Origin of the sequence: Candidatus Formimonas warabiya (assembly GCF_002777255.1) — a bacterium.
GTDB classification, from domain to species: domain Bacteria; phylum Bacillota; class Dehalobacteriia; order Dehalobacteriales; family Dehalobacteriaceae; genus Formimonas; species Formimonas warabiya.
Map to the genome: position 1 here is coordinate 1,196,364 of NZ_CP017634.1, position 12,474 is coordinate 1,208,837.

At 46.3% G+C, this 12,474-nt stretch carries 13 protein-coding genes; 2 read left to right on the plus strand and 11 right to left on the minus strand.

Annotation, left to right across the window (positions count from 1 at the left end; translation table 11 throughout):
* Positions 1-229 precede the first annotated feature (229 nt).
* Positions 230-1,777 (plus strand): putative polysaccharide biosynthesis protein, encoded by a 1,548-nt coding sequence (locus DCMF_RS05675; RefSeq protein ID WP_148133528.1) that lies wholly within the window; start codon positions 230-232, stop codon positions 1,775-1,777.
* Here the strand turns inward: DCMF_RS05675 and surE are convergent.
* Genes surE through queD form a run of 6 tightly spaced genes read right to left on the minus strand, consistent with a single transcriptional unit; the run spans position 1,774 to position 4,991 of the window.
* The gene (surE, locus tag DCMF_RS05680; protein ID WP_148133529.1) at positions 1,774-2,544 is read right to left on the minus strand and encodes a 5'/3'-nucleotidase SurE; all 771 of its coding nucleotides are present in this window, start codon (positions 2,542-2,544) and stop codon (positions 1,774-1,776) included. The two genes, DCMF_RS05675 and surE, sit on opposite strands and share 4 nt — an antisense overlap.
* A gap of 25 nt (positions 2,545-2,569) precedes the next feature.
* On the minus strand, positions 2,570-3,091 hold the full coding sequence (lepB, locus tag DCMF_RS05685) for a signal peptidase I (protein ID WP_148133530.1): 522 nt from the start codon (positions 3,089-3,091) through the stop codon (positions 2,570-2,572).
* Positions 3,092-3,094: 3 nt separating this feature from the next.
* A complete protein-coding gene (locus DCMF_RS05690; protein ID WP_236860199.1) occupies positions 3,095-3,277 on the minus strand; it encodes a YpmA family protein in 183 nt (60 codons plus the stop codon).
* 13 nt (positions 3,278-3,290) lie between these two features.
* On the minus strand, positions 3,291-3,854 hold the full coding sequence (folE, locus tag DCMF_RS05695) for a GTP cyclohydrolase I FolE (protein WP_148133532.1): 564 nt from the start codon (positions 3,852-3,854) through the stop codon (positions 3,291-3,293).
* Positions 3,855-3,868: 14 nt separating this feature from the next.
* Positions 3,869-4,606 carry a 7-carboxy-7-deazaguanine synthase QueE gene (locus tag DCMF_RS05700; protein ID WP_148133533.1) on the minus strand — a complete coding sequence of 246 codons (738 nt, stop codon included), beginning with the start codon at positions 4,604-4,606 and terminating at the stop codon, positions 3,869-3,871.
* Between the two features lie 10 nt (positions 4,607-4,616).
* Positions 4,617-4,991, minus strand: coding sequence for a 6-carboxytetrahydropterin synthase QueD (queD, locus tag DCMF_RS05705; protein ID WP_148133534.1), 375 nt, complete (start codon positions 4,989-4,991; stop codon positions 4,617-4,619).
* Between the two features lie 299 nt (positions 4,992-5,290).
* Here queD and DCMF_RS05710 point away from each other — a divergent pair, with 299 nt between their 5' ends.
* Positions 5,291-5,671, plus strand: coding sequence for a TIGR04086 family membrane protein (locus tag DCMF_RS05710; RefSeq protein WP_214659127.1), 381 nt, complete (start codon positions 5,291-5,293; stop codon positions 5,669-5,671).
* 75 nt (positions 5,672-5,746) lie between these two features.
* On the opposite strand, the gene DCMF_RS05715 is transcribed toward DCMF_RS05710, so the two are convergent.
* From DCMF_RS05715 to DCMF_RS05735, 5 genes are all read right to left on the minus strand, one after another.
* A complete protein-coding gene (locus DCMF_RS05715; protein WP_148133536.1) occupies positions 5,747-6,565 on the minus strand; it encodes a hypothetical protein in 819 nt (272 codons plus the stop codon).
* Positions 6,566-6,938: 373 nt separating this feature from the next.
* The gene (gene pssA / locus DCMF_RS05720) at positions 6,939-7,442 is read right to left on the minus strand and encodes a CDP-diacylglycerol--serine O-phosphatidyltransferase (protein ID WP_148133537.1); all 504 of its coding nucleotides are present in this window, start codon (positions 7,440-7,442) and stop codon (positions 6,939-6,941) included.
* Positions 7,442-8,074, minus strand: coding sequence for a phosphatidylserine decarboxylase family protein (locus DCMF_RS05725; RefSeq protein WP_148133538.1), 633 nt, complete (start codon positions 8,072-8,074; stop codon positions 7,442-7,444). The genes pssA and DCMF_RS05725 overlap by 1 nt, the downstream gene beginning before the upstream one ends.
* A 71-nt stretch (positions 8,075-8,145) precedes the next feature.
* Positions 8,146-10,989, minus strand: coding sequence for a helicase C-terminal domain-containing protein (locus DCMF_RS05730; RefSeq protein WP_257790949.1), 2,844 nt, complete (start codon positions 10,987-10,989; stop codon positions 8,146-8,148).
* Positions 10,990-11,109: 120 nt separating this feature from the next.
* Positions 11,110-12,339 (minus strand): NAD(P)-dependent malic enzyme, encoded by a 1,230-nt coding sequence (locus DCMF_RS05735; protein ID WP_148137752.1) that lies wholly within the window; start codon positions 12,337-12,339, stop codon positions 11,110-11,112.
* Positions 12,340-12,474 lie beyond the last annotated feature (135 nt).

The window sequence follows — 12,474 nt, forward strand, 5'->3', positions numbered from 1 at the left end:
TTTTATGATCCTATCACAACAAAATGTTAACTTTATATATTATCCTCAAATCCTAAAAAATCCTTTTTATCCCTCAAACTTTTTTGATTTGTTTTGCATTTAATTTTTTTGCACACTCCCTATCCCATACAGTTTACCCAATAATTGGTACTATAATACTGAGAAAAAGCATAATTATCCTCAATAGGACAAAATCCATAAACCGTCCGGAAATGACGAGGTTAAAATCATGAGAAAAGAAGGATTATTATATGGCGCGCTTATCTTATTGGTGGCAAACTTTCTGGCAAAATTTATGGGTTTTTTTTACCGGGTCGTTCTCGTCCGGGTTTTAGGCACAGAAGGTGTGGGTTTAGTGGAAATGGTCATGCCTTTCTATACCTTTCTGCTCGTCTTAACCACCTGGGGGATCCCCTTGGCGATGTCCAAATTGACCGCAGAAGAATCCGCCCGGGGAAACCTGGGCAATGTGAAAAGAATTTTTCGCCTGACCCTGTTTCTTCTCTCCACTTCCGGGGTAGTTACAACGGTGCTGGTTATTTTCTGGGCACCGACAATCCTAAGCCATTTTGTCCCGGACCGGCGCATCGATTTTTGTTTCATCACCATGATTCCCGCCATTTTTATGATTGCCACCTGTTCTGTGTTCCGGGCCTACTTTCAGGGAACAAAACAAGTTTCCGCCATTGGCGTCGGCCAAACCATTGAACAAAGCATCCGCGTGCTGGTGGGCATCACGCTGGCCGTAAAGTTAAGAAAATATGGACTGGAAGTTGCCGTTGTTGCGGTGTCCGTGGCCTCTGTCTTAGGAGAATTGGCCGGTTTGCTTTACATGATCCTCAGATACCGCAGGACCAAAACACCCCAGCCGGGTCCCCCGCCTACCAAAGCCTGGTGGTCCATCTTCAAGAGCCTTTTTTCCTATGGGACACCGGTGACCTTAACCCGGCTCTTAGCCAGCCTGCTCATGACCTTGCAGGCCTCCTTAATTCCCCGGGGGCTGATGATGGCGGGAAATGACCTTCGGGCCGCTACCGAAATTTACGGACGTTTTTCCGGCGTCGCATTGACCCTGCTGCATCTTCCCGGCATTATCACCATGTCCATGGCCGTATCCATCATCCCGGCCGTGGCCGAACTCATGGGGGGGGCAAACCGTAAGCTGTTAAACCATCGGGTATCCGAGGCATTATGGATCACAGTGGCCTTCTCCCTGCCCAGCATGTTAGTCCTTTATTACTACGCAGGAGAACTCTGCGACCTGATTTTTCATGCTCCCCAAGCGGGAGAGCCGTTAAAATTCCTTGCCCTGGGAGGCATCTTCTGCTATTTGCAGCAAACTTTGACCAGCATCCTTCAAGGGGCGGGGTATGTAAAAATGCTCCTCTTCAACATGATCTGTTCCGGTATCTGTTTGATTGGAGGCATTATGCTGCTCACCCCTCTTCCGGGCCTTGAGATTAACGGGGCCGCCATCTCCTTAAGTCTCAGTTACTTTGTCGGCAGTACCCTAAACTTATTTTACCTCACCAAAAATGCCCGGTTAACCTTGCCCTTCTCCAATATTATTTTAAAGCCTGCCGCAGCCGGTCTCTTTTCCCTGCTGATCCTGGAAGGAGCAGATCAATTTCTGCGCCCCATCGTACCCAGTCTAGGCTTATGTATTCTTATCTCCATCTCCGTCTCTACCCTGGCCTATTTTCTCATTTTATTGTTTACCGGCGGTTTGCCGGTCCACACGATGAAAAGACTCCCCTTATTAGGCAGATGGTTTTAGGGGATCAGGTCCTCAATCCCCCAGGATTGAATGGTTTCCATGACTTTATAATGCGTCAGGTCAAAGTGAATCGGGCTAACGGAAATGTAGTTGTTTCGAATGGCATCCACATCCGTGTTTCCGTTCCCCTCCACATTCACCACATCTCCTGCCAGCCAGAAGTATTCCCGCCCCCGGGGGTCTGTGCGGCATTGCACAGTATTGATATAATGCCGGGATCCCAGTGCGGCAATTTTGACTCCTTTAATGGAGTCCGGCTCACTGTTGGGGATGTTTACATTCAGAAGGGTATCCGTGGGGAACCCTTTTAATCTTAACAACTGGCATAATTTAGCGGCAAATTGAGCGGCAAAAGAAAAATCCAGTACCGTATCGTCGTTTAGAGAAACAGCTACCGCGGGCAATCCGTTGATCATGGCTTCAATGGCAGCGGATACCGTGCCGGAATAGAGCACATCCGTGCCCAAATTTGCCCCGTGATTAATCCCGGACACAACCAGGTCCGGAGATTCTGTCAGTAAGGCCTCTAAAGCTAATTTGACACAATCTGCCGGTGTCCCAACCACGGACCAGTGATCCCTGTCCGATCCTTTCAACCTCACTTTTTCCGCCCTGATCGGTTTATGTACCGTAATCCCATGACCGGTAGCACTTCTTTCATAACTGGGCGCCACCACTGTGACATCGGCGATTTCACTCAGTGCCCGCCGCAAAGTTTGGATTCCTTCCGCCTGAATACCGTCATCATTGGTTAAAAGAATCTTCACGCCACTATCCTCCTCTCATCATTTATCAAAGCCTGCCTATCCGTTTGATCGGCCAATAACGGAAAAAAGCCTTTCCTTTGACAGATTCTACCTTCAAAAAGGGTTGGGGCCACAGGTGGCTGTCAAAGCTCATATTCCTATTATCTCCCATCACAAATAACCTGCCTTGGGGTACCTGCACCGGCCCAAAAGTATACTGGGGGGCCTCATTTAAATAGTTCTCTTCCAGGGGCTTTCCATCGATATAAACAAGATGGTCTTTAATCTCCACCGTTTCACCCGGAAGACCGATCACCCTTTTGATCAGGTCCTCCTGCCCCACTTCGGCCGGAGGTTTAAAAACAATGATGTCCCCGCGTTCCGGCGTATGAAAACGATAGACAAATTTGTTTACCAAAACCATGTCACCAATGTATATAGTAGGATACATCGAGGAAGAAGGAATTATGCGGTTATCCAAAATATATGATTTTAACACCAGCGTGATCAGCCCGGCGATCAGAATGGTACTGACCACTTCTTTGGCAAAATGTTTTATTTTGTCCATATTTCAGACCTCATAAATGGTAATGGCCATTGACCCCTGTTCCGTATTTTTCAGTCCGAACATGAGATGATACTGTTTCAGGCTTTTATTGAGAAAATCCACTACTTGATACAAATCATCCCAGGCAGGAAAATTTTTCACCGCGATTAATTCCATTTTCCCGGACGCTGCGTGATTCTCTTCCATTTCCATCCCCTCCTTAGCTTTTTATTAAGGAAAAAGCTTCCGCCCTTGTCGCCTGGTTTGTGGCAAAAGTACCCCGTACTGCCGAAGTAAGGGTCATGGAACCCGGTTTTTTTACCCCCCGCATGGTCATGCACATATGCTCCGCTTCAATCACCACCAGTACGCCCCGGGCATCCAACACCTCCATCACTGCATCCGCGATTTGGGCAGTCAGTCTCTCCTGAAGCTGGGGCCTCTTGGCAAAGCATTCTACGGTCCGGGCTAGTTTGGATAACCCGGTAATTTTTCCACTCTTCTTGGGAATATAGGCGACGTGAGCTTTGCCGTAAAAGGGCATTAAATGATGTTCGCACATGGAATAGCAGGGAATGTCCTTCACCAGCACCATTTCCTCATGCCTTTCATCGGCAAATTGCACCATCAAATGTTTCTTGGGATCTTCCCCTAACCCGGCAAATATTTCTTCGTACATCCGGGCCACTCTTTTGGGCGTATTTACCAGGCCCTCCCGGTCCGGATTTTCGCCGATGGCCTCTAAAATTTCTCTTACAGCCCGTTCGATCCTATCCTTATCCATGTCACTTGTCCTTTCTACAATTGATTTATCAATTTATGCACCTGAGGGATGACCCTCACATAACTTAATCTTAAACCGCACCGGTCCTGCAGGGCAATTACTTTTTCCGGCGGTATTTCTTTCACTTTTCCTACCGGCGTAACCGGTTGTAAGACCAGAGGTATCGACCGGTCTACCTTTTGGATAATTTGGACCACTTTGTCTATTTCTTCCTCCCCCGTGTCTGCTGTAATAACTACTTTTACATAGACCTCCTTGGCGTGCGCAATGCGCAAAAAGTCTTCATGCTGCCGCCACAAATCGACTCCCGCAGCACTAGGCAGTTTCATATCCATGCTGATGATCGCAAGAAAAGGCAGCACGCGCTCCAGCGCTTCGCATAATGTACCGTTGGTTTCTAAAAATACAGGACAGAGACCCTGAAAAAGAGCTAAAAATTCCCTCAAAAACTGTTCCTGAAGTAAAGGTTCCCCTCCTGTGATACTCAAAGAATGGTGTCTTGCTGGATGCAAACCCTTGATGATCAATAATAAATCACGGGGAGAAATGGGATTCTCATAGGATATAAAACTCTTTGAGCCGGGCGCCCTTTGCACAAAGAAAGAATCGGGGGGATGATGGAGCGTTTCCCCGGTATCACAATAGGTGCATCTTAAATTACACTGCCAAAAGCGCAGGAAAATCTGCCTTACGCCGAGATAAATCCCTTCTCCTTGAATAGAAGAAAAAATTTCTTGAATCCGAGCATCCATATTCCATCCCTCACTCATGCCTGAAATAAGTGGCGGCAGCTCCCGTCGACTCCCAGACCGTCACGGCAAAAACCTCTACCTCGTTTTCTTTTAAAGAGTCGGCAAATTCTTGATAGATATAGGCACTAATATTCTCTGCAGTAGGGTTTACCAGGGAGAAATGGGGAAAATCATTTAGTAAGATGTGGTCCAGTCGATTGGTGATTTCCTTTAATTTACTTTTTAAGAGGGAAAAATCAATCAGCATCCCCGCCGTACCAAGTTTTTCTCCCCGAATTTTTGCCTCAACCTGCCAGGTATGGCCATGAATTTGGGCGCACTTTCCCTGATAGTCCCTGAGAAAATGGGCGGCGTCGAAATGTCCCCGAACGGTAAGCTCAAACATAAAGCTGCTCCTCCAAATAGAATCACTCTGATGTATTTTTTCCATAATAGAAAATTAATTAACGTCAGGCGGTTGCCAATTTTATCTAGGCGAAATTTGGCTTGCACCAAACCTTTGGCGTAGGCACGCCATGCCTGCCAGATAAAAAAACACGCCTGGAACGGCGCTTCCGGATTTCATTATAATTGTATGTATTTTAGCCATTACAGTCAAGCAAAACCCTCAAGTCCATCATTGAAAGTCATATTTTCTTTCCTTTTGCATAGATTGTACAAATGGATTTTAAAGGGGGTATTCTTTTGGCAATCCGGAACAAACTATCTTCCACATTGCCGGTGGGAATAAAACCGGTTTTTCGTGGCTTGTTGGTCACCTATCTTTTAATCCTGATTCTCTCCCTCTTATTAGGCCTGGTTTTTTATTTCACCCCGTTAAGTGAAATTTGGATGAATTCCCTGGGCGTAGCCATTACCACATTATCATTGTTTTTTGGGGGGCGTACGGCGGCAAAAGCTGCAGGAAATAGAGGATTATTTCATGGCCTCATCATCGGTCTAATTTTTGTCATCTTGATGATCCTGATCTCCTTCTGCAAAGATATTGTTTGGTCTTCCGTAGCATTAAAAAGCGCCTACGCCTTGCTGGCATCCGTGGTGGGAGGAATTTCCGGAGTGAAATGATCCTGGGATGCCGTTTGTGCTTAAAAACCCGGTAACCGGACCCGGATCCGCAAAAAGCCCGAACCGATCGGGCTTTTACTTTTCTATTTCCCAATGTCCGGAAATCTTATTTATTTTCCAGTCCAGATCATTGGTCTGCGTTAAAGATAATGTAACCGGGGTTTCTAATGCTTGAGGCGTCAAAGGATTCCACAATACCACACCCTTCACCCAGGCTTGGTTTTCCTGAACCACAAAATCCTCTAAGTAAAAAACACAATAAACATCCGTCTTGCTCTTGGCCCAATCACTTTTTAACGAAGCCGTCAACTCTCCGCTTTTCCATAATTGCCCCAAAGGTGCCGATAAAAAGGAAGGAAGTTTTTCAAATTGCCCCGCGGTAATGGTCTGATAGAATTCATCAACGAGTTCCACCGGCCTATTTACCTGGATGGAGCTGATCCTCCACCCATCCTTTTGTTTGGTAAAAGATAAAATTTCATTTTCATCATGCATCTTTTGTTTTGACGAAACCCAGTCTACCTTCCCCATCGCCCAGGCTAAACCATTTCTCTCATCCATTTTTTGCCCGGTAGCCAGAAACATCACAAAGTCAAGGGAGGGATCTTGCCTGACCTGAGTCTGCCATTTTTCCATATATCCGGAACGATACATTTCCACCCACCACTCAGGTGTCACCAAATCCTTAACTTTTCCCCAATTATTTTTTTCTACGGCATCATAAAATTGCACAACTAAATGGAACGGTTCCGGATCATCCTCGCTCCGGGTCTGATTCTGAGACGTTACAGATAATACCGCCCGGTCTTCTAATTCCGATAAATAAAAATGCTCCCCAAAATAGCCGAAAACGATCAGCAAAAAAAACAGTGAGATGATTCGATAGGGTCTCATAGCCCACCGCCTCATACATCATTCTATCTAAGCATAGTGGGGGCAGGTGATTTTTATGACATCTAAAAAGCCCCGCCGGGCTTTTTTTCACTTTCAAAATTTATAAGTATTAAAAGGTTGAAAGTATACGTGCAACTTAGGCCTCCGCCCTCGCCAGAGGCTTGGCGCAAGCCAAGTTCTCTAAGGGATCCGGTTGAGGGAAAAAAAGAAGATGCGCGTTAAATCGCATCTTCTTATTGCCGTAAGGCCTTCTTTAATACTTTTCTCAAAAACTGGGGTAATTTAATGAAATAGATCCGCACAGTCTATCACTCCTTCTGATCTTACCCTCAAAATATCTTATTTCAGAAGAAGTAAATTGGTGATAAAAAAATTAAAATTTGGGAACTTTTATTTTGCTGATCATCAGGAAAGCTAACAGAACGGTGATCAGCAAAAAGGCGATGGGGCTAATCCTGTTGGCGATCAAATTTAGTAAGGCTAAAAAACTGCCTGCTGCCGTAATGGGAACCCCCACAAAATAGCCGGATATATTTTGCACATTAAAGCGGGCCAAGCGCAGGGCCCCGGCCACAGCAAACCAAATAACGGCCAGTAATCCCAGCCATTGATAGGAAACCAATATTTGAGCATAGACCAGGATGGCTGGAGCTACGCCGAAAGAAACCACATCGGCCAATGAGTCCAATTCCTTGCCGAAGTCGGATGAAGCCTCAAGCTTTCGGGCAATTTTTCCGTCTAAAGCGTCCATCACCATGGAAAGCAGAATCATTGCCGCAGCCAATTGATACTGATCAGATAATATATAACTAATGGACAATACGCCAAAAAACATGTTGGCGATCGTAAACAAAGACGGAACAATACTTAAACCCACTAATACCACCTTCCAATCACCGTTAATCCACCTTTTACCTTACTACCCTTCTGCACAGAAACAGAACAACTCAGAGGAAGATATACTTCCGTACACGATCCAAACTTAATAATGCCGAAACGTTCCCCCTGACACAAAGTATCCCCCATCTTGGCCCAGCACACAATACGCCGGGCAATAAAACCCGTAATTTGACACACCATCACCTTTGTTTTTCCGGTATTGATCACCAGGTAATTCCGTTCATTGATATCCGAGGCATGGCTTTTAAAAGCGGGCAAAAATTTACCCGGCACGTATTTTATTTTTTCTACCGTCCCAGTTACAGGAGTCCGGTTAAAATGGACATTAAAAATATTTAAGAAAATGGAAACCCTCCATACTTCTTCCCCTAAAAATTCCGGCTCCCACACTTTGTCTACACTCATCACCACACCGTCGGCAGGAGATAAGGCCAGGCATTCCTGAGAATTGATCTTTCTCGGCGGATTCCGGAAAAAATAGAGGGAAAATATAAAAATAATTCCCGGAACCAAGCCCAACCACGGAGAGAATTTATACAGCAGCAGTGCCAAAAATCCGCTCACGAGAAGAAAAGGAAAGGATTCTTTTGCCACCGGGAGATTATTCATACACCATCCTCCTTCCCCCAATTCATGATTATTTATTTTATCACCTTTTATGCCTCTAAGAAAGAAAAACTTTACTGGCGTAATCCTTTTGTGTGCATCCATTCTTTGATTATTTTAGCCAATTCATCCGTATTATCTACGGTGATTTTTACTTTTGGCAAGGATTTAAGAAATGTTTCCCCGTATTTTTTCTCATATAATCTTCTATCCAAAACAGAGATCACGCCAAAATCCGAATGGGACCGGATTAAGCGGCCAAAGCCCTGTTTAAACCGGATAATCGCCTGGGGAAGGCTGTAGCGACGAAAGCCGTTAATATGCAAAGCCCGGTACCGGTCCAATCGGGCAGATACCGTAGGCAATGTGGGCGGCCAAAAAGGCAGCTTGACGATAATCACGGAGGTTAGTGCCTCACCTACCACATCAATTCCTTCCCAAAAACTATTGGCGCCCAGGATCACACTGTTTTCTCTCGTTTTAAAGGACTCCAGCACCTTTGTCCTGCTCCCTGTAAGGCCATGGGCATAAACGGTAATCCCTTCCTGCCGCAAAGGACCTTTTATTTTCTCAAATACCTGTTTCAGTTGATGATGGGAGGTAAAAAGCACCAGCGTACGTCCTTTGGAAGCAGCAATCAGTTTGATTAAAGCATGGGCTACACCATCACTAAACAAGAACTCCGGTGCCACACTAGGATCGGGTAAATCAGAAGCAATGCTCAACAACACATTTTCCTCAAAGGCAAAGGGTGATTCCAACTGCATCACACGTACGGGGGCAGGAGATAAATCCATGCCGATACTCTCGGAAAAGAACCCAAAATCGCCTCCCACTGCTAAGGTGGCAGAGGTAAGCACCACGGAAGACTTAGCGGAAAAAAGGTATTGATGCAGTTGTTCCCTCACCTCCACAGGAGCCGTATGGAGCAAAGGATAACTATTTTCTCCGCTGTACTCCACCCAGCTGACAAAATAATCCTCATCCCCTTCGATGACAACTTTTAAATCCCGGATCAGTTGATGCAAGGTAGATAACAATAAATTAATCTCATGGCTTTCGACAATCTCCAGGCCAAATCCTGATTCTGCCAAACTGATTTTTTCTCCGCTGGCAAGAAGAATTTTCATCAGTTCTTTCATCTTAACCATTAGATTGTCCCCGGCAGCCAAAATCCCTTCCCATTTTTCTGTGCACCGGTGGGATGGCAGGATGCGCACGGTCCGGGAATGAAGGCCCCCTGATGAAGAATCATGACTCAAAAATGCGTCCAGCACAGCGAAAAATTCCCCGGCATATTTGATACATTCCCCAACAACAGGTGCCGCTTCATGCATGCTGTTTACCAGGCCCTGCTTGATGTCTTCGTCCAAAAAGTCCCATGGAGCTGCTTTGTGGGCAAGATGGTCCAGCACCCCGGCAGGATAATTGGCGCCCGATTTTTTTACCCGGTTAAAGATGGCGATCAAATCAAAAAACCCGATTTCGGCGCCGAATTGATCCTCGGCAACTTTCTCCAGATGATGGGCTTCATCAATGATCAGGTACTTAAAATCCGGAAGAATATTATCATTAGCGGCAGCATTGGCCAACAATAAAGAGTGATTGACAATGACCACATGAGAGAGTTCCGCCAGTTTCTTCGCCCGGGAGACAAAACAATTTCCCCGGTAGAACTTACATTTTGCCCCAAAACAGGTGTCTCTTCCGGCAGCAAAGCGCTGCCAATCCAGTAATTCTTTTCTGGCCAGGGATAACTCGCTGCCATCCCCGGTTTCGGTTTGACTGAGCCATAAAACCAGCCGCATCATAAAACCTTGCCCTTCACCACCGGCCTCTTCCAGCCAGTGCTCCCATTTTCTGAGGCAAAGATAATGGCTTCGGCCTTTAATGACCGCGGCATGAAAATCCAGGCCCAGTATTTCTCCCGCTAAGGGAATGTCCTTGTTGATCAACTGTTCCTGAAGGTTAATGGTATGGGTGCTGACAACTACTTTTTTCCCCGATTTTACACTCCACAGGAGGGCCGGTAACAAATAGGCCAAAGATTTCCCGGTCCCGGTACCTGCTTCCACCACCAAATGCTGGTCTTTGTTAAAACTGTCTGATACGGCCTGAGCCATTTCTTCCTGCTGCCTTCGGTATTGAAAAGCGTCCAGTATGGCGCTCAGATGTCCTCCGGGCTGAAACAAACGGTCAATTTCCGGTTGGGAAATCCGATAATTTTCATTCTTTTCTTTGATGAAGCTGGAAGAGAAAAGCCCTTTATTCGTGTCCCCCATGAGAACCAACTGCCGGGAACCAATCTTATCCTGGGGAAAAAAACGTGCCCGGGCAGAGAATTCTTGGGTGATCAATGCCGAGACCCCGCTCTGGTGGTTTTGGGCCAACCGGTACAGTGTGGTTAAAACAGGAAAATCTACTTTTTTTAACTCTTCTAAAAGATGAAGAAATAAAAAGGCTGTCGTCCTGGCATCCCCTAAAGCACGGTGGGCGTAAATATGATCCATACCCAAGGAGCGCGCCAAATCACCAAGAGAATATCCCGTTTCGTAAGGGAGCAATATTTTGGCCAATTCCACAGTGTCCAGCCACACATAATTTCCCCTTAAGTAAGGCTGCAAAAATCCCCGGTCAAAGAAGATATTATGTCCTACCAGGACCCCATTGTGCAGAAATTCTTCCAAATCACCAATCACTTCTGTAATGACCGGCTTATGCTCCACCATTTCCGGGCTGATTCCCGTTAGTTCCGTAATTTCTTGGGGGATGGCGCTTCGGGGATTGATCAAGGTAGAAAACTCTTCACATAATACTCCGTGTCCTATTTTAACTGCCCCAATCTCAATTATTTGATCCGTTTGGGGATTCAAGCCGGTCGTTTCCAGGTCTAAAACCACATAATCCACCTTAACCAAAACTCCTTTCTTTCTCCTCTTGATTCCACGACCAGTAACCTTATTCCTTCCATCGCCAAAGAAAAAGGTGCAATTTTACCGAAAAAAAAAAGACCCCGCAGCGGAGGTCTTCAGTAATATTTAGGCGATGGTATACATCTCACGGCAGTGCCGGGCTACCCAGTCCGGATCCACCTGCTTTCCGGCCACACCGCTCTCCATAGCTGCTTTTGCCACCGCAGCGGCTACAGCCGGTCCTACATCAGGATGAAATGCTTTGGGGATCACATATTCCGGAGACAATTCTTCATCTTTCACCTGGGCAGCAATGGCATATGCTGCCGCCACTTTCATTTCCTCATTAATATCCCGCGCTGCCACATCAAGAGCGCCCCGGAACACGCCCGGAAAGGCCAGAACATTGTTTACTTGATTGGGATAATCGGATCGTCCGGTACAAATCACGGCGGCGCCGGCTTCTTGGGCGTCTTCAGGCATGATTTCCGGCGTCGGATTTGACATCGCCATCACAATCGCCCCGGGATTCATGGCAGCAACCATTTCTTTTGTGACCAACCCGGGACCGGATACGCCGATGAAAACGTCTGCTCCTTTAAAAGCATCTGCCAAGGTTCCTTCTAACCGCCCCCGGTTGGTAATTCTGGCTATCTCTTCCTTCTCGGGGTTCATGCCGTTTTTGCGGCCCTCGTAAATAATCCCGGTGCGGTCGCACATAATCACATCTTTTACACCCATGCTCATTAACAGCTTGATCACAGCAATACCTGCCGCTCCGGCCCCACAGGTGATGACCCGAATCTGATCTAATTTCTTGTGAACAATTTTCAAAGCGTTAATTAAGCCTGCCATGGTCACAATGGCGGTCCCATGCTGGTCATCGTGAAAAATGGCCATCTTGGTTTCTTGTTTTAAACGCTGCTCAATCTCAAAACATCTGGGGGCAGAAATATCCTCCAGGTTAATCCCGGCAAAGGTCGGTTCCAGGAGTTTCACAAACTGAACAATCTCATCCGGATTCTTCGTTCCCACGCAAATGGGAAATGCGTCCACTCCGCCGAAAGCCTTAAACAAAACACATTTTCCTTCCATGACGGGAAGTCCGGCTTCCGGTCCAATATCCCCCAAGCCTAAAACCGCTGTACCATCTGAGACTACAGCTACCATATTCCACCGGCGGGTATACTTATTCACCGCGGAAACATCTTTGCTGATTACCCGGCAAGGCTCAGCAACGCCAGGGGTATAGGCCAAACTCAATTCACTTTCATTGGTCACAGGAGCTAATGGGGCAATTTCAATTTTTCCCTTTTTTTCTTCATGCAGCAGTAAGGATTCCTGATAAACATCCATCAAACAAAGGTCCTCTCTTTCATTTATTGTGCAAACGGTAAGCAAAACGGCAGGCACATGAGATCACAAACGGTTATTCAATAGTGTCTTCTAGCTGTTTTCGGCATTTTCCTGCTGATTTTACTCCTTTAAAAG